This is a genomic window from Nocardioides sp. HB32, from assembly GCF_054058995.1.
In genome coordinates this window covers 209,182-227,780 of sequence record NZ_JBSSBS010000001.1, presented here as the reverse complement: position 1 = coordinate 227,780, position 18,599 = coordinate 209,182, and the positions used below count along the sequence as shown (strand labels likewise).

The following is an 18,599-nucleotide window of genomic DNA, read 5'->3' as shown; positions in this document are numbered from 1 at the left end:
ACCGGGGTCCCGGTCTCTTGACGTCGAGAGGTCTAGGCCGGATCGGCCGGATGCAGGGCGAGCGCCGACCGCGACCGCAGGTGCGCCTCGCAGTGCCGCACCAGCTCGGCGTACGCCGCCGCGCCCATCAGCTCGGTCAGCTCGGGCGCGTTGGTGACGTAGAGCGGCTCGACGTTGACGTGCGCCTCGGTGTTGCCGGAGCAGTACCAGTCGAGGTCGTGACCGCCGGGTCCCCACCCGCGCCGGTCGTACTCGCCGATCGTCACCTCGGTGTACGTCGTGCCGTCCTGCCGGCTGACGTCGCGGAAGGTACGCCGGATCGGCAGCTGCCAGCAGACGTCCGGCTTTGTCTCGAGGGGGTTCTTGCCGAGCACGAACGCCAGCGCGTGGAGGGCGCAGCCCGCGCCGTTCTTGAAGTCCGGACGGTTGTGGAACACGCACGCCTGCTGCCCGTCGACCGTGATGGTGAGCGTCTTCCGCTCGCCCTCGTCGTCGACCTCGATCCAGTCCTGCTTGCGCACCTTGTCGGCCGGCTTGTGCTGCCAGAGCTCCTCGTCGAGCATCCCGACGTACGCCGCGACCCGCTTCTCGTCGTCCTTGTCGGCGAAGTGGGCGCCGAGCGTGCAGCAGCCGACGTCAGGGGCGTCCGCGTAGATGCCCGGGCACCCCTGCCCGAAGATGCACATGTAGGCCGACGTCAGCCAGGTCAGGTCGCACTTGAATACCTCGGTCTCGTCGGCGGGGTTGACGAACTCGACGAACGCACGGGGGAACACCAGGTCGACTTCGGGCACGGGGAAACCCTACGTGCCTAGTAGCGTGGAGGCATGCGTCTGGGCGTGCTCGACATCGGGTCCAACACCGGACACCTGCTCGTGGTGGACGCCCACCGCGGCGCGGCGCCGCTCCCGGCCTACTCCTACAAGCAGCCGCTGCGCCTCGCCGAGCACCTCGACGGGACCGGCGCCGTGACCGCTGCCGGCATCGGCGCGCTGGCGGAGTTCACCGCCCAGGCACTCCGCGTCGCGGAGGACAAGGGCAGCGAGGACATGCTGGCGTTCGCGACCTCGGCGGTGCGGGACGCCGTCAACAGCGAGACCGTGCTGGCCGAGGTCCGCGAGCGCACCGGGCAGGAGATCGCCGTGCTGTCGGGCGAGGACGAGGCGCGGCTGACGTTCCTCGCCGTACGCCGGTGGTGCGGCTGGTCCGCGGGCCGGCTGTCGGTGTTCGACATCGGCGGCGGCTCCCTGGAGATCGCGGGGGGCGCGGACGAGGAGCCGGACGTCGCCTGGTCGCTGCCCCTGGGTGCGGCGCGACTGGCCCGGCAGCACTTCGCCGGCGGCGTCCCGGGTGAGGACGACGTCCGGCAGCTCCGCAAGGAGATCCGCGCCGAGATCGCCCGCGACGCGGGCCGGCTGCTGCGCGCCGGGACCCCCGACCGTGCCGCCGCGACGTCGAAGACGTTCCGCTCGCTGGCCCGGATCTGCGGCGCGGCGCCGTCGGCGGACGGGCCGCTCGTGGCGCGCTGGCTGCAGCTCGCGACCCTCACCGAGTGGATCCCCAAGCTGGTCGCGATGACGCCCGACGAGCTCGCCGGGTTGCCGGGTGTCTCGCCGAGCCGCTGCCACCAGGTGGTGCCCGGGGCGCTGGTCGCGGAGGCGGTCATGGACATCTTCGAGCTGCCCGAGCTGGAGATCTGCCCGTGGGCGCTGCGCGAGGGTGTGATCCTCGAGCGGCTCGACCAGATCACGGCCGGACTCTGATGGCGCCGCGCATCGGCCTGTCGACGGTCTCGGTCTACCCGGAGTCCTCGGCGCACGCGTTCGGGTACGCCGCCTCGCTCGGGTACGACGCCGTCGAGGTGATGGTCGGCATCGACGCGCTCAGCCAGCAGACCTCCGCGGTGAAGCAGCTCGCCGAGCACCACGGCGTCCCGATCAGCGCCGTGCACGCGCCGTGCCTGCTGTTCACGCAGCGGGTCTGGGGCACCGAGCCGTGGGGCAAGCTGGAGCGCTCCGCCGAGATGGCGCAGGCCGTCGGGGCGGAGGTCGTCGTCGTCCACCCGCCGTTCCGCTGGCAGAAGACGTACGCCGCCGGGTTCGTCGAGGGCATCGCAGCCCTGGAGACGTCGACCGGCATCGCGTTCGCCGTCGAGAACATGTATCCGTGGCGGGCCTCGACCAGGCGCGGCATGGAGATGTACCTGCCCGGCTGGGACCCCTCCGAGGAGCCCTACGCCAACACCACCATCGACCTGTCGCACGCCGCGATCGCGCAGTCCGACCCGATCCTGATGGCCAGGCGGCTCGGCGAGCGGCTGCGGCACATCCACCTGACCGACGGCACCGGCTCGGCCAAGGACGAGCACCTCGTGCCCGGGCGCGGCTCGATGGGCGCCGCGCCGTTCCTGCGGCACCTGGCCAAGGTGGGGTTCGCCGGCGAGATCGTCGTCGAGATCAACACCCGCAAGTGCCGTGACGTGGTCGAGCGCGAGGCGGACCTGCGGGAGTCGCTCGAGTTCGCGCGCGAGCACCTCACGGTGGCGACCCCGTGACGTCCGCGGCGCCGCGTCGCGGCCGCCGCCCCGGGGCGCCCGACACGCGCGCCGCGATCCTGGCCGCCGCCCGCTCGTCGTTCGCCGCCCATGGGTATGCCGCGACGACCGTCCGGTCCGTCGCCGCCGCCGCCGGTGTCGACGCGGCGCTCGTGCACCACTACTTCGGCACCAAGGACGACCTGTTCGTCGCGGCGCTCGAGCTGCCGGTCGACCCGCGCGCCGCGCTGGCGGGGGCGGCCGCCGAGGGCCCGGACGGTGCCGGGGAGCGGATGCTGCGGGTCTTCCTCTCGGTCTGGGACGACCCGGAGCTCCGGCTGCCACTGCTGGGACTGGCCCGGGGGATGCTCGAGCCCTCGGGCCACCGGCTGCTGACCGACGGCTTCCTCCCGGCCGTGCTCCAGCCGGTCGGCGTCGCGCTGGGCATCGAGCGCCCCGACGTCCGGATGCCCCTGGTCGCCAGCCAGGTCATCGGGCTGATCCTGGTGCGCTACCTGCTCGAGGTGGAGCCGGTCGCGTCGATGCCCCCGGAGGACGTCGTCGCGATCTACGCCCCCACCCTCCAGCGCTACCTCACCGGGCCCTTGCCCTAGGGGTCCGCGCCGGAGCACAATTCATCGCATGGTGAAAAACGCGGTGGAGATCCACGACCTGCACGTCGTGCGCGGGAGGCGCACCGTGCTCGAGCACCTCGACATCGCCGTCGGGGCTGGTGTCACCGGGCTCCTCGGACCGTCCGGCTGCGGCAAGTCCACGCTGATGCGCTGCCTGGTCGGGGTCCAGCAGGTCGCGGGAGGCACCGTCTCCGTCTTCGGCGACCCCGCAGGCAGCAGCCGGCTGCGGGACCGGGTCGGCTACGTCACCCAGGCCTCGAGCGTGTACGACGACCTCACCGTCGACGAGAACCTCCGCTTCTTCGCCCGCGTGCTCGGCGTCGACCCGGCCCACGTGGACCGCGCGGTCGACGCCGTCGACCTCGACGACCACCGTGACCAGGTCGTCGGGCGGCTCAGCGGCGGGCAGCGCAGCCGGGCGAGCCTCGCCGTCGCGCTCCTGGGCGAGCCCGACCTGCTCGTCCTCGACGAGCCGACCGTCGGGCTCGACCCTGTGCTCCGCGCGGACCTCTGGCGGCTCTTCCACGACCTCGCCGACCGGGGCACCGCCGTGTTCGTCTCCAGCCACGTGATGGACGAGGCCGAGCGCTGCGACCGGCTGCTGCTGATGCGCGAGGGCCGGATCATCGCCGACGGCACGCCGACGGAGATCAAGGAGAAGGCCGGCGCCGACAACATCGAGGACGCGTTCCTCGCGATCGTCAGGGGGGCGGCCGCGTGAACCCACGCATCCTGTTCGCCATCGCCGGCCGGGTGCTGGTCCAGCTGCGCCGCGACCGGCGCACCCTCGCGCTCCTGCTGGTGCTGCCCTGCGTCCTGATCACCTTGCTGTGGTGGATGTTCAAGGACACGCCGGTCTTCGACGCGGTCGGTCCCGCGCTGCTGGCGATGTTCCCGTTCATCGTGATGTTCCTCGTGACCAGCGTGACCACGCTGCGCGAGCGCAGCGGCGGCACCCTCGAGCGGCTGCTCGCGATGCCGATGGGGAAGCTGGACTTCCTGCTCGGGTACGGCGTCGCGTTCGGGGTGGTCGCGGCCGTGCAGTCCGCGCTCGCAGTCGCGCTCAGCGTCGGCTTCCTGGGCCTCGACGTGCAGGGCCCGGTCTGGCTGCTCACCGTCGTCGCCGTCGTCGACGCGGTGCTCGGCTCCGCGCTCGGGCTGTTCGTGAGTGCGTTCGCCCAGACCGAGTTCCAGGCGGTCCAGTTCATGCCGGCGCTGGTGATCCCGCAGATCCTGCTCTGCGGGCTGTTCATCCCCCGCGACCAGCTGCCCGCCACCCTGGAGGCGGTCAGCAACGTGCTGCCGCTCAGCTACGCGGTCGACGCGATGCAGACCCTCACCAGCACCACCGCCACCGCGGACGTCTGGCAGGACCTCGCGGTGGTGGCGGGGTTCGCCCTGGCCGGCCTCGCGCTGGGGGCGGCCACGCTGCGCCGGCGTACCCCCTGAAATCGGAGGTTCGGACCCTCCCGTCGTAGCCTGAGGGACATGTCGCTCCTCCGTCAGCCGCTCCTCCTCCTGGCCCGCAGCGCCGCGGTCAAGAAGGCGGTCAGCACCATGCCGGTCTCGGCCGGGATCGTCCGCAGCTACGTCCCCGGCGAGACCACCGCCACCGCCGTCGACGCCACCGCCGACCTGGTCGACGACGGGCTCCGGGTCACCCTGGACTTCCTCGGTGAGGACACCCTGGACGCCGAGCAGGCGGAGGCCACGGTGGCGGCGTACGTCGACCTCCTCGAGCAGCTCGCCGTCCGCGGGCTGACCCGGAGCGCCGAGGTGTCGGTCAAGCTCAGCGCCGTCGGGCAGGCCCTTCCCGACAACGGTCACAAGATCGCGCTCGAGAACGCCCGCACCATCTGTCGCGCAGCCCGCAACGCCGGCACGACGGTGACGCTGGACATGGAGGACCACACCACCACCGACTCGACGCTGGCGATCCTGCACGAGCTGCGCAAGGACTTCCCCGAGACCGGCGCGGTGCTGCAGGCGGCGCTGCGGAGGACCGAGGCCGACTGCCGCGCGCTGGCCCACGAGGGCTCACGGGTCCGGCTGTGCAAGGGTGCGTACCTCGAGCCCGAGCACGCCGCGTTCGTCGACAAGCTCGAGATCGACCGGTCCTACGTGCGCTGCCTCAAGGTGCTGCTCGCCGGCGAGGGCTACCCGATGATCGCCACCCACGACCCGCGGATGGTCCGGATCGCCTCGTCGCTGGCCAGCCGCTACGGCCGCACCCCGGGGACCTACGAGTTCCAGATGCTCTACGGCATCCGCCCCGAGGAGCAGCGGCGCCTGGCGAAGGACGGCGAGACCGTCCGGGTCTACGTCCCCTACGGCCTCGAGTGGTACGGCTACCTGATGAGAAGGCTCGCCGAGCGCCCGCAGAACCTGACATTCTTCCTGAGGTCCCTGATCTCCAAGAAGTAGGTACGACATGGCGCAGACCGCGATCCTCGGAGCCGGCGTGATGGGGGAGACCCTGCTGTCCGGGCTGGTCCGCGCCGGCCGCCGCGTCGACCACCTCCTGGTCGGCGAGAAGCGGGCCGACCGCGCCCGCGAGCTCGAGGAGCGGTACGGCGTCGCGGTGGTCGGCAACGCCGAGGCGGCCCGCAAGGCGGACACCCTCGCGCTCGTGGTCAAGCCGCAGGACATGGCGGACCTGCTCGACGAGATCGCCGGCGAGCTGCGCCCCGGCCAGCTCGTCGTCTCGCTCGCCGCCGGGATCACGACGGCGTTCATCGAGTCCCGGGTGCCCGAGGGCGTCGCTGTCGTCCGGGTCATGCCGAACACGCCGGCCCTGGTCGACGAGGGCATGGCCGCGGTCTCGCCCGGCTCGCACTGCTCCGAGGAGCACCTCGCCGAGGCCGAGTCGCTGATGGCCTCGGTCGGGCGGGTCGTCCGGATCCCCGAGCGCCAGCAGGACGCGGTCACCGCGATCTCCGGCTCCGGCCCGGCCTACATCTTCTTCGTCGTGGAGTCGATGATCGAGGCCGGCGTCCACCTCGGCCTGCCGCGCGCGACCGCGACGGAGCTCGTCGTCCAGACCGTGGTGGGCTCCGCGAAGATGCTCCGCGAGACCGGCACCCACCCCGTCGTGCTGCGCGAGCAGGTCACCTCGCCCGGCGGGACCACGGCCGCCGCGCTGCGCGAGCTCGAGGTGCACAAGGTCCGCGCGGCGTTCCTCGCCGCCATGGAGGCCGCCCGCGACCGCTCGCGGTCGCTCGCCGACGGCAGCTGACGGCGACACGCCGGCGGGTTTCTCCGGCTGACCGGAGAAACCCGACCGACACGCCGCGCTGCCCCGGCGTGTCCGTCGGGTTCCACCCGACAAGGTCGGCAAGTGCGTGGTCTGTCGGGCATCGCGCGGGCGCGTGCCCGCAGCGCGGCGACACGCCGGCGGGTTTCTCCGGCTGACCGGAGAAACCCGACCGACACGCCGCGCTGCCCCGGCGTGTCCGTCGGGTTCCACCCGACAAGTCCGACCAGCGCGTGGTCTGTCGGGCATCGCGAGGCGTGTCCCCGCGGCGCGGCGCCTGGCTACGGCCGGCCGCCGGCCGCCGGCCGTGAGCGGGCACGCCGAGACCGGGTGAGCAGCCAGTGCGCGACGAGCACGTTCGTGATCGCCGCGGCGGTCAGCATGAACACCCCGATGGCGTCCGTGGTGATCTGGAACCACGAGGCGAGGTCCCCGCTGGACGACGACTCACAGGCCCCGGCCGCGTTGCACGACCCGCTCCCGCTGCTCGCGTCGGGGTTCGCGCCGGGCACCAGTGCCAGGAGGCCGTACGCCGCGTAGAAGGCGACCAGGCCCGCGAGGCCGGAGGGGAGCGCGAGTGCTGTCGCGGACAGGATCGCCACCGTGGAGTCGCCGGCGAAACCGGCACCCGCGAGCCCGGCCACCGCCCCGACGTACGCCATCGCGACGAGGCGGCCGATCATGACCGCAGGTCCCTGACCAGCCCGAGGACGTCGTCGACCAGCCCGCGAGCGACGGGCAGCCGGGCGAGCTTCACGAGCCGGTCCACGATAGGCACCAGGCTGGCGACCAGCCGCCGGCTGCGCTCCTGGCGCGGGCTGTCGTCGTACACCCAGAACAGCACCACGCCCATCTGCAGCAGCCACAGGAGCTCGGGCAGCTCGGCGCGGAGGTCCGCGGACGCCTTGACGTTCGAGCCGGTCACCAGCGTGCGGAAGACCCCGATGGAGGCGTCCCGGGCCGGGGCGGACTCGGGGCTGAACGGCGACAGGGGGCTGTGCGGGTCCGCGGCGTTGCGGAAGAACTCACCGGCGAACTCGTGGTGCGGCTCGGCGACGTCCAGCCACGCGTCCAGCACGCCGCGCAGCCGCTGGTCGAACCGGCTGTCCCGCCCGAGGACCCGCTCCGCCACCGCCTCGTGCTCGACCTGGAGCTGGTCGTAGAACGCCTGGATCAGGTGCTCCTTGGAGCCGAAGTAGTAATAGGCGTTCCCGAGGGAGACCCCGGCCTCGGTCGCGATCGCGCGCATCGTCGTCCGCCCGTAGCCGTCGCGGCTGAACAGCCGCATCGCAGCGTCCACGATGGTCTGCCTGGTCTGCTCAGCCTTGGGGGAGCGGGCGGCAGGGTCCGGCACAGTCATCAGCGTAGTCACCCCCCGACGTGCCCCTGGAGCCCAACAGGTGACGGAGCCCGGCGGCGCCGTACGTCGCGGCGCGGGCCGTCGGCAGCAGCCGCGGGCTGGACAGCCGCTCGGCCAGCCCGCGGTAGGACCGGGTCGCCCACAGGCACATCACCCACGCCCGGTCGTGGACCCACATCGCACCGTCCCCGCCGATCACGGTGACCTCCTCGAGGGTGCGCGCGTGGTCGAGGTCCGGGAACCGGCGCTGCGCCTCGAGCGAGCCGGCCGCGACCACGTCGAGCGGGACCAGCATCGGCTGCCCGGCCAGCCACCCCGCGAATCCCCGGCACAGCGGGCAGTCCGGGTCGGTGAGCACCGTCAGGCGCTCGACGGCCCCCGCGGTCATGCGGGGTACGCCGGCTGCGTCGGCGGGAGGAAGCCCTGCGGCGGGAGCGGCGCGGTCCGGGTCCGCTCCAGGCGGCTCCGGCGGCGGATCGCGTTGAACGCGTAGACGTTGACGAAGTGCAGGACGCCGAGCGTCAGCGTGACGACCCCGACCTTCACGCTGAGGGTGTCGAACATGCCGCGCAGGTCGGCGACCGGCTCGCTGATCCGCAGGAAGAGCATCACGAAGCCCAGGTTCAGCAGGTAGAAGCCGACGACGAGCAGCCGGTTCACGGCGTGCGCGAGCCGCTCGTCCCCGGCGAACACGTCCTCCAGGAAGACCCGGCCGTTGCGCGACAGGGTGCTGGCGACCCAGATGGTGAGGGGGACGGTGATGAGCAGGTAGACGACGTAGGTGCCGACGGTCCAGGTCACGGTGCTCTCGCTTTCTTGAACGTGTTCAAAACTTCCGATGGAGCGACCGTACGCCCGTTTTTGAACATGTTCAAGATCAGAGTCCGAGTGCGGTCTGGGCCGCGGCGACCACCGGCGCCGTCACCTCCCGGCAGCGGGCCGCGCCGGCGGCGAACACCGACGCCACGTGGCCCGGGTCCGCGGCGAGCTCGGCGTACCGCTTCTGCACCGGCTCGAGCTCCGCGACCACCGCGTCGGTCACCGCCCGCTTGAGGGCGCCGTACGTCGTGATCCCGTCGGCCGAGCCCCCGCACGCGGCCAGGATGTCCAGCAGGTTGGTGACGCCGGGCTTGGTCTCCCGCTCGGCCCGGACCGCATCGGGCCCCGTATCGGAGTCGGTCACGGCCCGGGCGACCTTGCGGCGTACGACGTCGGGCGGGTCGAGCAGGTACACCGAACCGGCCGCGTCGGCGGACTTCGACATCTTGCGGGTCGGGTGCAGCAGGTCCATGACCCGGGCGGTGCCGTCCGTGGCGGTGACGACCTCGGGGACCGTGAACACCTCGCCGTACCGGCGGTTGAAGCGCAGTGCGAGGTCCCGGGTGAGCTCGACGTGCTGGTTCTGGTCGGCGCCCACGGGGACCTGGGCCGGCCGGTACAGGAGGATGTCGGCCGCCATCAGCGCCGGGTAGGTGAACAGCGAGACGCGCGTCGAGTCGACACCTCGGCCCTTCTCCTTGAACTGGATCATCCGGTTCAGCTCACCGGTCGTGGCGACGCACTCGAGCAGGTAGGCCAGCTGCGCGTGCGCGGGCACGTGGCTCTGCCGGAACAGCGTCGCCCGGTCCAGCCCGGTGGCGAGGAACAGCGCGGCCGTCTCGTCGGCGTACGCGCGCAGCAGCCGCGGATCGTGCTCGGTCGTCATCGCGTGCAGGTCGGAGACGCCGTAGAAGGCGTCCTCCTGGCGTCGCGACATGGGACGGAGGGCCCCGAGGTAGCTGCCGAGCGTGAGCCGCCCGGACGGGGTGAGGAGGGAGAGGGTGCGGGTCATGGTGAGCTCCTGTGAGAGCCCACGGGTCGGCGCCGGACACGACAACGGCCGCCCGTGGGCGGCCGGTGGGTGACGTGGGTGCGCGTCGAGAGGTGGTCCGCCCTCAGGCGGGCCACCACAACATGGGACGCGTCAGCACGCCCCCAGAGTACCGGTACCGTCGCCGGCATGCCTCCGGCGTCGACGATGTGTCCCGGGCCCGCGGTGGTGGTCTTCGACCAGAGCCTCACCGAGTACGACTTCGGTGCGTCCCACCCGATGTCACCGGTGCGCGTGGACCTCACCATGCGGCTCGCCGAGAGCCTCGGCGTGGTCGGGGCGGCCGGTGCCCGGCTGGTGCGCGTCCCGGCGCCGGTCGCGACCGAGGACCAGATCGCGCGGGTGCACGACGTCGCGCTGATCGAGGCGGTGATGAAGGCCGAGTACGACGAGGCCCGCGGTCTCGGGACCGACGACAACCCGGTCTTCCCGGGGATGCACCGCGCGGCGGCGCACATCGTCGGCGCCAGCGTGGAGGCGTTCCGCCGGGTCTGGTCGCGCGAGTCCCTGCACGCGGTGAACATCGCCGGTGGCCTGCACCACGCGATGCGCGGCCGGGCCAGCGGGTTCTGCATCTACAACGACGTCGCCGTCGGCATCCAGCAGCTCCTCGGCCAGGGCGCCGAACGGGTCGCGTACGTCGACGTCGACGTGCACCACGGCGACGGGGTGGAGCGGATCTTCTGGAACGACCCACGGGTCCTGACGATCTCGCTGCACGAGACCGGGCAGATCCTGTTCCCCGGCACCGGGTTCCCGAACGACCTGGGTGGGCCGGACGCCCTCGGGACGGCGGTGAACGTCGCGCTCCCGCCGGGCACCGGCGACGGCGGCTGGCTGCGCGCCTTCCACGCGGTCGTGCCGGACCTGCTCCGCGAGTTCCGTCCCGACGTGCTGGTCACCCAGCACGGCTGTGACTCCCACGTCGAGGACCCGCTCGCGCACCTGAGCCTGACCGTGGACGGCCAGCGCGCGGCGTACCTCGCCCTCCACGATCTCGCCCACGAGGTCTGCGAGGGGCGCTGGGTGGCGACGGGAGGGGGCGGCTACGCCCTGGTCGAGGTGGTGCCGCGCGCCTGGACCCACCTGCTCGCGATCGTGGGCGGCAGCCCGCTCGACCCGCTCACCGACACCCCCGACGTGTGGCGGGACCACGTGCGCACGGCCCTGGGCCGGGTCGCGCCGTACCGGATGACCGACGGGCGGACCCCGGCCTACCGGGACTGGCGTGAGGGGTACGACCCCGAGGCCTGGCTGGACCGGGCCATCCACGCGACCCGGATGGCGGCGTTCCCGCTGCACGGACTGGACCCGCTGCCCTAGACATCTGCAGGCCGGATGCAAGCGGACACGCCGCGTCCCGCGGGCTACTTTGGTGAACCCCTTCCCCACGAGTCACATCAGGCTCTATTCTCACGCTTGCGTGACGCGTGCACTCACCGGTGGGGAAGCCGGTGGCGCGTCAGACAGAAAGTATCGGTGCACGATGGCTACCAACTCCGGGGACATCTCCGACTCGAAGTTCCTCACCGTTGCCGAGGTGGCCGCGATGATGCGGGTCTCCAAGATGACCGTGTACCGCCTGGTCCACAACGGCGAGCTCCCGGCCGTGCGGGTCGGCCGGTCGTTCCGCGTCCTCGAGAAGGACGTCGACGAGTACCTGCGCAAGAGCTTCTACAGCGCCGGCTGACGGGCCGATTCTGCCGCGGGCGACCACGCCGGATAGGCTTGGCCGGTCCCGCGGGCCGACCGGGGACCGCAATAGTGCGTTGAAAGGTTTCCCTGTGGGTTCTGTCATCAAGAAGCGGCGCAAGCGCATGGCCAAGAAGAAGCATCGCAAGCTGCTGAAGAAGACGCGCGTCCAGCGTCGCAAGCTCGGCAAGTAGGCACGCGCACGCCGCATGGGCAGCGCCGGCAGGGTCGTCCTGGTCACCGGGGTCTCGCGCGACCTCGGCCGCCGATTCGCGCGTGCGGTGGCTGCCGAGCCCGGCGTCGCCCGGGTGATCGGCGTGGACGCGGTGCCGCCTCGCGGCGACATCGGTGACGTCTCCTTCGTGCGTGCGGACATCCGCAACCCGGTCATCGCCAAGGTGATCGTCAAGGAGGACGTCGACACCGTCGTCCACATGAGCGTCATCGCCACCCCCGGCTCCGCCGGCGGGCGGAACACGATGAAGGAGCTCAACGTCATCGGGACGATGCAGCTGCTGGCCGCCTGCCAGAAGGCGCCGGGGCTGCGCTCCCTGGTGGTCAAGTCGTCCACCACCATCTACGGCGCGAGCAGCCGCGACCCGGCCATGTTCACCGAGGCCATGGAGCCGCGCCGCGCGCCGCGGGCCGGGTACGCCAAGGACCTCGCCGAGGTCGAGGGGTACGTCCGTGGGTTCGCCCGCCGCCGCCCGGACGTCCGCGTGACGACGATCCGCGCCGCCAACGTCATCGGACCCCACGTCGTCAGCCCGCTGACGGCATACCTCCGCCTGCCGGTCGTCCCGACCGTGCTCGGCTTCGACCCCCGCTTCCAGCTGCTGCACGAGCAGGACCTCGTCGACGTGCTGCGGCACGCGGCGACCACGGAGGCCGCCGGCACCTTCAACGTCGCGGGTGACGGTGTCCTCACGCTCTCGCAGGTCCTGCGCCGTCTGGGGCGGGCCTCGGTCGCGCTGCCGTCGTTCGCCGTCGGCGGGGTCGGCTCCGCGCTCCGCTCCGCCCGGGTCACCGACCTCTCGCCGGAGCTGCTCGCGCTGATCACCTACGGCCGCGGCGTCGACACGACCCGGATGCGGCGCGAGCTCGGCTTCGAGCCGGCGTTCTCCACCGCGGCCGCCGTCGCCGACTTCGCCGAGCCCCTCACGCCCACCGGCGGCCGGGCCGAGCGGGTGCTCGCCCGGGTCGCCGCCGGCCTGCCCGAGCCCGACGGAGGAGTCGTCCATGGGTGACGCCGAGATCATCCCGATCGGGACCCGCGGCCGACCCGGCCGCGGCACCGGCAGCACGCAGCCGTCCTCGGCCGCCCGCGGCCTGTCGGCCAAGCCGCCGGCCACCAAGGCCCCGGCGAAGAAGGCTGCGGTGAAGAAGGCCGCGGCGAAGAAGGCGCCGGCGAAGAAGGCTCCGCCGCCGAAGAGGACGGCCGCCCAGCCGGACCCGGTGGCCGAGCGCGCGCCCGTCACGGCCGTCGATCGCGTGCCCGCAGGTGGCATCCCCGTCTCGGACTGGCAGACCGCCCTGCGCGGGGCGGCGACCGAGGTGTTCGGCGATCAGTGGGAGCCGCAGCTGGCCCGGTTCCTCGCGTTCCTGCGCCGCCGTCTGACCGGCGCCTTCGAGGTCGACGAGTACGGCTTCGACCCGGAGGTCACCGAGCGCTTCCTGATGGCGACGCTGCGGCCGATCGCGGAGAAGTGGTTCCGGGTCGAGGTCCGCGGGGTGGAGAACATCCCCACCGAGGGCGGGGCGCTGGTCGTCTCCAACCACTCCGGGACGATCCCGGTCGACGGGCTGATGACGATGGTCTCGATCCACGACGCCACCGGCCGGTTCCTGCGCCCGCTCGGCGCCGACCTGGTGTTCCGGCTGCCGTTCGTCAGCACCATGGCACGACGCAGCGGCGCGACGCTGGCCTGCAACGAGGACGCCGAGCGGATGCTGCGCGGCGGCGAGCTGGTCGGCGTGTGGCCGGAGGGGTTCAAGGGCATCGGCAAGCCGTACTCCCAGCGCTACAAGCTCCAGCGCTTCGGCCGGGGCGGCTTCGTGTCGGCCGCCCTCCGCGCCGGCGTGCCGATCGTGCCGCTCTCCGTGGTGGGCGCCGAGGAGATCTACCCACTGGTCGGGAACGTCCCGTCGCTGGCCCGCCTCCTCGGGCTGCCGTACATCCCGATCACGCCGTTCTTCCCGCTGCTCGGCCCGCTGGGCCTGGTGCCGCTGCCGTCCAAGTGGCTGCTGGAGTTCGGCGAGCCGATCCGCACCGACGAGTTCGACCAGGGCGCGGCCGACGACCCGATGCTGGTCTTCAACGTGACCGACCAGGTGCGGGAGACGATCCAGCAGACGTTGTACTCCCTCCTGATGCAGCGGGAGTCCGTGTTCCGCTGACCGGTGCCCGGACGGGCTACGGCGAGGGGGTCTGCCCGGTCAGCCCGCCGACGGCACCCTCGAGGATGCCGGTGACGCCGTCCACGACGTCGTCCACCGACGGCAGCGACGAGCCGCCGCTCGACGGGGTGCCGTGCGAGTTGCCGCCGCCGCTGAGGCTGTCGGTGATCGCCTGGATCGGGTCCGAGCCGGAGCCGTCGCCCGAGCCCTGACCGGGGTCGGAGACGCTGCCGGGCCCGAGGTCGCCGGGTTGGACGTGGGGCAGGTTCGGGCGGCCGCCGTCGCCGTGCCGGTGCTGCTTGCCGCCGGTGCCGGAGCCCGGCGCGCCGGTGTCGCGCGGCGCGAGGGGCACGAAGACGTTCTCCTGTGCCGCGGTGAGGAGCGGCGGGATCGACGCGATCGGCGTACCCCCGCAGTCCGGGCAGCGCTGGCCCGCTTCCGAGTCGATGGCCTCCATGGCCCGGGCCGCGCGGATCAGCTCGTCGCGGGCGTCGGCCGGGATGAGCGGCTCGAGCGCCTCGAGCTGGTCGAGGCTGGAGGAGGCGAAGTCGCGCAGCTGCGCGATCGAGGCCGCGTCGCCGGTGTGCGCGTAGTCGGCGAGCAGCAGGTCGGAGGCCTGCGTCGCCTGGTCGGTGAAGGTGTTGAGCGTGTCGGCGATGCGCAGGTCGTCGCCGAGGTTGTCCTGGTGCGTCAGCGCGTCGACCTCCGTGAGGCGGTCGGAGGCGTTCCCGAGCATCGTGGCGCCCTTGCCGCCCTCGCCGACGGACAGGCCGGTGTGGGCACTCTCGATGACGCGCTTGATCGGGTAGAGGGAGTCGCCGGGCAGCGCGCCCTGCGACGCGACCGCGACCCCGGTGGTGACACCGACGACCGCGATGCCGCCGATCACGGCGGCGAGCCGCCGCTCGCGGGTCGGGCGGCGGTCGGGGAGCCGGAGCCTGGAGGTGTCCGCGGGGACGAGGGCCGTGGCGGCCTCCGCCATCAGCTGCATCCGCAGGTCGGCGACGAACTCGGGCCGCGCGGTCACCTGGGGGACGGTCCGGAGGGCGCCGACCAGCTCGAGGAGATCGGCGTCCCGGGTCGCCGGTTCACCAGCCGAGGGGGCCTCGACCAGGTCGTGGAACGCGTCGGCGCGACGTTGCGCCGTGAAGCCCCATGTCATGTCGAACCCAACGACGCGCGGGGCGGCGAGGTTACGCGGCGGGGATCCGCTACGTAAACGATTTCGTGGAGCCGCGTCATCAGTCCCGGATCCCTTCCGGCATCAGCTTCGCGAGGTTGCGCACCCCGCGCAGCTGGAGCTGCTTGACGGCGCCGTCGGAGCGGCCGAGGACCTCGGCCGTCTCGGCGATGCTCATGCCCTGGAGGAACCTCATCACCAGGCAGTCGCGCTGCTCGGGCGGCAGCTCGGTGAGGGCCTTGAGGAGGATCTCGTTGGTGAGACCGGCGAGCACCGACGACTCGGGCCCCTCGGTGGCGTCGTCGTGCAGCGCCATGTCCTCGGTCGTCAGCTCGAGGCGGGTCCGGCCGGCCTTGAAGTGGTCGGTGGCGAGGTTCCTGGCGATCGTCATCAGCCAGGCCCCGAAGTCCTTGCCCTGCCACCGGAAGTTGTTCATGCTCCGCAGCGCGCGGAAGAACGTCTCCGAGGTGAGGTCCTCGGCCAGCGTGCTGGAGCGGGTCCGGTAGAAGAGGAACCGGTAGACGGAGGCCTGATAGTGGTCGTAGAGCATGCCGAACGCGTCTGCGTCGCCCTTGCGGGCCAGCTCGACCAGCGCGATCAGCCGGGTCCGCTCGGCGGCGTCCTCCTCCGAGGAGGCGGCCAGGTCGGCGTCGTCGTACCCACCGCCGCCACCGGTGCCGGCCCCGGCGCGGTCGCTCGCGATTGCCTCGGTGAGGAGCATCCCGGGCGCGCCGACCAGCGCGGGGCGCCCGCTCAGCAGCGCCTGGGCGACGAGCCGGCGCAGGGCGTCCAGCCCGTGCACGACGTCGCTGTCCTCCGACGACATGGATCGATCCTCCCAGAAAGCTTCCCCCGAAGCCTTCCCCATCGTAAACGCGAGTTACGGTTCTGGGAACCGTCTCGCGTGCCGGGATGGTTACGGACGATCAGTGACGCTTGCTCCTGAGTGCGACGCCCGCCGCGACCGCACCCGAGACCGCGCCGGCGACGGCTCCGACGACGAGTCCACCGCGCACCGCCTTGCGCCCGGTCCGGTAGTCGTGGATCCGCCAGCCCTGCTCGCGGGCGTGCGCGCGCAGCCTGGCGTCCGGGTTGATCGCGCAGGGGTCGCCGACCAGGGACAGCATCGGCAGGTCGTTGGCCGAGTCGGAGTACGCCGAGCAGCGGCGCAGGTCGAGTCCCTCGCGCTCGGCCAGCGCGCGCACCGCCTCGGCCTTGGCCGGGCCGTGCAGCAGGTCCCCGACCAGCCGGCCCGTGTAGACGCCGTCCTGGTGCTCGGCGACCGTGCCCATCGCCCCGGTGAGCCCGAGCCGGCGCGCGATGATCTGGGCGATCTCGATCGGCGCCGCGGTGACCAGCCAGACCCGCTGGCCCTCGTCGAGGTGCATCTGCGCGAGGGCGCGGGTGCCCGGCCAGATCCGGTCGGCCATCGCCTCCTCGAAGATCTCCTCACCCAGCTCCTGGAGCTCGGTGACGGTGTGCCCGGCGATGAATCCGAGCGCGGAGGCGCGGGCGTCGGCGACGTGCTCGGGGTCCTCGACCCCGACGACGCGGAAGTAGGCCTGCTTCCAGGCCGCGCCGAGGATCTCGCGGGTCGTGAAGAACTTCCGCCGGTGCAGGCCGCGGGCGAGGTGGAAGATGCTGGCGCCCTGCATCACGGTGTTGTCGACGTCGAAGAACGCGGCCGCATCGGGATCGGTCGGCGGCGTGAGCGCGGACTCGACCTCCGCGGCGGCCGCGGCGGCCTCGCCCGCGAGCACGGAGCGGAGCTGGAGGTTGCGTGGCCTCGCGCGCTTCTCGGACACAGTCGGAGCCTAGTGCTCGGCGGCGGTGGGCACGGACGCTGTGGAAGGATCGGCCCATGTCCGGAGTGCGCGACGTCGCGGAGCTGGTCGCCACCGCTGCCGCCGAGCAGCCCGACCACCTCGCGGTGGTGGAGTCCGGCGGCCGGTCGCTGACCTGGGGCGGCCTCGAGGACGAGGTCGGGCGGATCGCCACCGGCCTCGGCGCCGCTGGGGTCGTAGGCGGGCAACGGGTGATGATCGCCTCCGGCAACCGCCTCGAGTTCGTCGCGACCTACCTCGGCGTGCTGCGGGCGCAGGCGGTCGCGGTGCCGGTCAACCCCAGGTCCACGGTCGGCGAGCTGGCGCGGATGCTCGAGGACTCGGGCTCGCGCGTGGTGGTCGCCGACGAGGCCTCCGCCGGCACCGTGCGCGAGGCCGTCGCGACGCTCGAGCCGGCGCCCCGCGTGGTGGTCATCGGCGAGCCGTCGTACGACGAGCTGCGGGCCGCCCCGGCGCGCCCGGTACCGCCGCTCCAGGACCCCGAGAAGCTCGCCGCCCTCCTGTACACCAGCGGTACCTCGGGTCGCCCGCGCGCCGCGATGCTCACCCACCGGGCGCTGCTCGCGAACCTCCAGCAGGTCGCCGAGGTCGACCCGCCGATGATGCACGGCGACGACGTGGTGCTCGGGGTGCTCCCGCTGTTCCACGTCTACGGCCTGAACGCCGTGCTCGGCGGCGTGCTGTGCCACCGGGCGAAGCTGGTGCTCGTGGAGCGCTTCGACCCGCACGAGACGCTCGGCCTCATCGACGACGAGGCGTGCAGCGTCGTACCCCTCGCCCCGCCGGTGTTCGCGTACTGGGAGGACGAGCCCGACCTGGCCGAGCACCTCGGGCCGGTGCGGCTGATCCTGTCGGGCTCGGCTCCGCTGGCGGCCGAGGTCGTCGAGCGGTTCACCGCGCGCACCAGGATCCCGGTCCACCAGGGCTACGGGCTCACCGAGGCCGCGCCGGTCGTCACCAGCACGCTGTGCAGCGCCCGGCCCAAGGTCGGCTCGGTCGGGGCGGCGCTGCCGGGGGTGGAGCTGCGCCTGGTCGACGAGACCGGCCGGCCGCCCGAGGGCGAGGACCCCGGCGAGATCCAGGTCCGCGGCGCGAACCTGTTCAGCGGCTACTGGCCCGACGGCGACTCCGGCCCGGACGACCAGGGCTGGTGGTCGACCGGCGATGTCGGCTTCCTCGACGAGGACGGCGACCTGTTCCTGGTCGACCGGCTCAAGGAGCTGGTGATCGTCAGCGGCTTCAACGTCTACCCGACCGAGGTCGAGGACGTGGTCGAGGAGGTCCCCGGAGTGCTCGACGTCGCGGTGATCGGCGTCGAGGACCCGCACACCGGCGAGGCCGTGGTCGCCTACGTCCGCGCGCCCGGCAGCGACCCCGACGCGATCGTCGCGGCGGTGCGGGAGCACTGCGCGGTCCGGCTGGCCCGGTTCAAGCGGCCCTCCCGGATCGAGGTCGTCGACGAGCTGCCGAAGACCGTCACCGGGAAGGTGCAGAAGGGCCGGCTGCGCGGGATCGAGCGACGGCGCAGCGTCGGGCTCCTCGAGTGACCCGATGACCGCGCGCGTCACGCTGTACTCACGCCCGGGCTGCCACCTCTGCGACGACGCCCGGGAGGTGGTCGCGCGGGTCTGCGCCGAGCTCGGCGAGGAGTACGACGAGGTGTCGATCGACGACGACCCGGACCTGGCCGAGAGGTACGGCGAGGAGATCCCGGTGACGTTCGTGGACGGCCGCCAGCACGACTTCTGGCGGGTCGACGAGCAGCGGCTCCGAACGGCTCTGCGCGCCTAGTCCGACCCCGCGGGAGTGGCTCATGTCACATGTGCTAAGCCCAA

23 protein-coding genes are annotated in these 18,599 nt (G+C 72.6%); 14 read left to right on the top strand and 9 right to left on the bottom strand.

Translation table 11 applies throughout. The features are described 5' to 3' along the window. Positions 1–32: 32 nt before the first annotated feature. On the bottom strand, positions 33–794 hold the full coding sequence (locus ACVW2K_RS01155; protein ID WP_457201224.1) for a hypothetical protein: 762 nt from the start codon (positions 792–794) through the stop codon (positions 33–35). A gap of 33 nt (positions 795–827) precedes the next feature. Here ACVW2K_RS01155 and ACVW2K_RS01150 point away from each other — a divergent pair, with 33 nt between their 5' ends. The 7 genes from ACVW2K_RS01150 to proC are packed head-to-tail and all read left to right on the top strand — an operon-like array spanning position 828 to position 6,403. Beyond that, positions 828–1,763, top strand: coding sequence for a Ppx/GppA phosphatase family protein (locus ACVW2K_RS01150; protein ID WP_457201223.1), 936 nt, complete (start codon positions 828–830; stop codon positions 1,761–1,763). Continuing rightward, on the top strand, positions 1,763–2,554 hold the full coding sequence (locus ACVW2K_RS01145) for a sugar phosphate isomerase/epimerase family protein (protein WP_457201222.1): 792 nt from the start codon (positions 1,763–1,765) through the stop codon (positions 2,552–2,554). The genes ACVW2K_RS01150 and ACVW2K_RS01145 overlap by 1 nt, the downstream gene beginning before the upstream one ends. Beyond that, positions 2,551–3,147: a TetR/AcrR family transcriptional regulator gene (locus ACVW2K_RS01140; RefSeq protein ID WP_028638797.1), complete on the top strand. Its 597-nt coding sequence runs from the start codon at positions 2,551–2,553 to the stop codon at positions 3,145–3,147. The genes ACVW2K_RS01145 and ACVW2K_RS01140 overlap by 4 nt, the downstream gene beginning before the upstream one ends. 28 nt (positions 3,148–3,175) lie before the next feature. Then, a complete protein-coding gene (locus ACVW2K_RS01135) occupies positions 3,176–3,889 on the top strand; it encodes an ABC transporter ATP-binding protein (protein WP_457201221.1) in 714 nt (237 codons plus the stop codon). After that, positions 3,886–4,617, top strand: coding sequence for an ABC transporter permease (locus ACVW2K_RS01130; protein WP_457201220.1), 732 nt, complete (start codon positions 3,886–3,888; stop codon positions 4,615–4,617). Before ACVW2K_RS01135 ends, ACVW2K_RS01130 begins: the two co-directional genes overlap by 4 nt. A gap of 39 nt (positions 4,618–4,656) precedes the next feature. Next, on the top strand, positions 4,657–5,592 hold the full coding sequence (locus ACVW2K_RS01125; protein ID WP_028638800.1) for a proline dehydrogenase family protein: 936 nt from the start codon (positions 4,657–4,659) through the stop codon (positions 5,590–5,592). A 7-nt stretch (positions 5,593–5,599) separates the two neighbouring features. Then, on the top strand, positions 5,600–6,403 hold the full coding sequence (gene proC, locus ACVW2K_RS01120; RefSeq protein WP_028638801.1) for a pyrroline-5-carboxylate reductase: 804 nt from the start codon (positions 5,600–5,602) through the stop codon (positions 6,401–6,403). A 299-nt stretch (positions 6,404–6,702) separates the two neighbouring features. On the opposite strand, the gene ACVW2K_RS01115 is transcribed toward proC, so the two are convergent. From ACVW2K_RS01115 to trpS, 5 genes are all read right to left on the bottom strand, one after another. After that, on the bottom strand, positions 6,703–7,104 hold the full coding sequence (locus ACVW2K_RS01115; protein ID WP_457201219.1) for a hypothetical protein: 402 nt from the start codon (positions 7,102–7,104) through the stop codon (positions 6,703–6,705). Beyond that, the gene (locus tag ACVW2K_RS01110; RefSeq protein WP_457201218.1) at positions 7,101–7,775 is read right to left on the bottom strand and encodes a TetR family transcriptional regulator; all 675 of its coding nucleotides are present in this window, start codon (positions 7,773–7,775) and stop codon (positions 7,101–7,103) included. Before ACVW2K_RS01110 ends, ACVW2K_RS01115 begins: the two co-directional genes overlap by 4 nt. Further along, positions 7,741–8,169, bottom strand: coding sequence for a hypothetical protein (locus ACVW2K_RS01105; RefSeq protein WP_457201217.1), 429 nt, complete (start codon positions 8,167–8,169; stop codon positions 7,741–7,743). The genes ACVW2K_RS01110 and ACVW2K_RS01105 overlap by 35 nt, the downstream gene beginning before the upstream one ends. Continuing rightward, positions 8,166–8,582, bottom strand: a complete 417-nt coding sequence (locus tag ACVW2K_RS01100; RefSeq protein WP_028638805.1) for a hypothetical protein — start codon at positions 8,580–8,582, stop codon at positions 8,166–8,168. The genes ACVW2K_RS01105 and ACVW2K_RS01100 overlap by 4 nt, the downstream gene beginning before the upstream one ends. A 76-nt stretch (positions 8,583–8,658) precedes the next feature. Beyond that, positions 8,659–9,612: a tryptophan--tRNA ligase gene (gene trpS / locus ACVW2K_RS01095; RefSeq protein ID WP_457201216.1), complete on the bottom strand. Its 954-nt coding sequence runs from the start codon at positions 9,610–9,612 to the stop codon at positions 8,659–8,661. A gap of 168 nt (positions 9,613–9,780) precedes the next feature. On the opposite strand from trpS, the gene ACVW2K_RS01090 reads away from it, so the two are divergent. From ACVW2K_RS01090 to ACVW2K_RS01070, 5 genes are all read left to right on the top strand, one after another. After that, a complete protein-coding gene (locus ACVW2K_RS01090; protein WP_457201215.1) occupies positions 9,781–10,974 on the top strand; it encodes an acetoin utilization protein AcuC in 1,194 nt (397 codons plus the stop codon). 163 nt (positions 10,975–11,137) lie between these two features. Beyond that, positions 11,138–11,341, top strand: a complete 204-nt coding sequence (locus tag ACVW2K_RS01085; RefSeq protein WP_028638808.1) for a helix-turn-helix domain-containing protein — start codon at positions 11,138–11,140, stop codon at positions 11,339–11,341. A 94-nt stretch (positions 11,342–11,435) separates the two neighbouring features. Then, positions 11,436–11,537 (top strand): 30S ribosomal protein bS22, encoded by a 102-nt coding sequence (locus ACVW2K_RS01080; RefSeq protein WP_008356322.1) that lies wholly within the window; start codon positions 11,436–11,438, stop codon positions 11,535–11,537. A gap of 15 nt (positions 11,538–11,552) precedes the next feature. Continuing rightward, positions 11,553–12,590: an NAD-dependent epimerase/dehydratase family protein gene (locus ACVW2K_RS01075; protein ID WP_457201214.1), complete on the top strand. Its 1,038-nt coding sequence runs from the start codon at positions 11,553–11,555 to the stop codon at positions 12,588–12,590. After that, positions 12,583–13,740: a lysophospholipid acyltransferase family protein gene (locus ACVW2K_RS01070; RefSeq protein ID WP_457201213.1), complete on the top strand. Its 1,158-nt coding sequence runs from the start codon at positions 12,583–12,585 to the stop codon at positions 13,738–13,740. Before ACVW2K_RS01075 ends, ACVW2K_RS01070 begins: the two co-directional genes overlap by 8 nt. A 16-nt stretch (positions 13,741–13,756) precedes the next feature. Here ACVW2K_RS01070 and ACVW2K_RS01065 read toward each other — a convergent pair whose 3' ends face one another. The 3 genes from ACVW2K_RS01065 to ACVW2K_RS01055 form a co-directional block, all read right to left on the bottom strand. Next, positions 13,757–14,902: a DUF5667 domain-containing protein gene (locus ACVW2K_RS01065; RefSeq protein WP_457201212.1), complete on the bottom strand. Its 1,146-nt coding sequence runs from the start codon at positions 14,900–14,902 to the stop codon at positions 13,757–13,759. Positions 14,903–14,981: 79 nt separating this feature from the next. Continuing rightward, positions 14,982–15,746: a sigma-70 family RNA polymerase sigma factor gene (locus tag ACVW2K_RS01060; RefSeq protein ID WP_028638812.1), complete on the bottom strand. Its 765-nt coding sequence runs from the start codon at positions 15,744–15,746 to the stop codon at positions 14,982–14,984. A 100-nt stretch (positions 15,747–15,846) separates the two neighbouring features. Then, on the bottom strand, positions 15,847–16,725 hold the full coding sequence (locus ACVW2K_RS01055) for an HAD family hydrolase (protein WP_028638813.1): 879 nt from the start codon (positions 16,723–16,725) through the stop codon (positions 15,847–15,849). Positions 16,726–16,781: 56 nt separating this feature from the next. Between ACVW2K_RS01055 and ACVW2K_RS01050 the strand changes: the two genes are divergently transcribed. Both ACVW2K_RS01050 and ACVW2K_RS01045 read left to right on the top strand, forming a co-directional pair. Then, positions 16,782–18,311, top strand: a complete 1,530-nt coding sequence (locus ACVW2K_RS01050) for a class I adenylate-forming enzyme family protein (RefSeq protein WP_457201211.1) — start codon at positions 16,782–16,784, stop codon at positions 18,309–18,311. 4 nt (positions 18,312–18,315) lie between these two features. Beyond that, on the top strand, positions 18,316–18,555 hold the full coding sequence (locus ACVW2K_RS01045; RefSeq protein WP_028638815.1) for a glutaredoxin family protein: 240 nt from the start codon (positions 18,316–18,318) through the stop codon (positions 18,553–18,555). Positions 18,556–18,599 lie beyond the last annotated feature (44 nt).

Coding starts and splice junctions, on each gene's coding strand:
- ACVW2K_RS01150 (WP_457201223.1), top strand. CDS start 828: ATGCGTCTGGGCGTGCTCGACATCGGGTCCAACACCGGACACCTGCTC.
- ACVW2K_RS01145 (WP_457201222.1), top strand. CDS start 1,763: ATGGCGCCGCGCATCGGCCTGTCGACGGTCTCGGTCTACCCGGAGTCC.
- ACVW2K_RS01135 (WP_457201221.1), top strand. CDS start 3,176: ATGGTGAAAAACGCGGTGGAGATCCACGACCTGCACGTCGTGCGCGGG.
- ACVW2K_RS01125 (WP_028638800.1), top strand. CDS start 4,657: ATGTCGCTCCTCCGTCAGCCGCTCCTCCTCCTGGCCCGCAGCGCCGCG.
- proC (WP_028638801.1), top strand. CDS start 5,600: ATGGCGCAGACCGCGATCCTCGGAGCCGGCGTGATGGGGGAGACCCTG.
- ACVW2K_RS01115 (WP_457201219.1), bottom strand. CDS start 7,104: ATGATCGGCCGCCTCGTCGCGATGGCGTACGTCGGGGCGGTGGCCGGG.
- ACVW2K_RS01105 (WP_457201217.1), bottom strand. CDS start 8,169: ATGACCGCGGGGGCCGTCGAGCGCCTGACGGTGCTCACCGACCCGGAC.
- trpS (WP_457201216.1), bottom strand. CDS start 9,612: ATGACCCGCACCCTCTCCCTCCTCACCCCGTCCGGGCGGCTCACGCTC.
- ACVW2K_RS01090 (WP_457201215.1), top strand. CDS start 9,781: ATGCCTCCGGCGTCGACGATGTGTCCCGGGCCCGCGGTGGTGGTCTTC.
- ACVW2K_RS01085 (WP_028638808.1), top strand. CDS start 11,138: ATGGCTACCAACTCCGGGGACATCTCCGACTCGAAGTTCCTCACCGTT.
- ACVW2K_RS01075 (WP_457201214.1), top strand. CDS start 11,553: ATGGGCAGCGCCGGCAGGGTCGTCCTGGTCACCGGGGTCTCGCGCGAC.
- ACVW2K_RS01070 (WP_457201213.1), top strand. CDS start 12,583: ATGGGTGACGCCGAGATCATCCCGATCGGGACCCGCGGCCGACCCGGC.
- ACVW2K_RS01065 (WP_457201212.1), bottom strand. CDS start 14,902: ATGACATGGGGCTTCACGGCGCAACGTCGCGCCGACGCGTTCCACGAC.
- ACVW2K_RS01060 (WP_028638812.1), bottom strand. CDS start 15,746: ATGTCGTCGGAGGACAGCGACGTCGTGCACGGGCTGGACGCCCTGCGC.
- ACVW2K_RS01050 (WP_457201211.1), top strand. CDS start 16,782: ATGTCCGGAGTGCGCGACGTCGCGGAGCTGGTCGCCACCGCTGCCGCC.
- ACVW2K_RS01045 (WP_028638815.1), top strand. CDS start 18,316: ATGACCGCGCGCGTCACGCTGTACTCACGCCCGGGCTGCCACCTCTGC.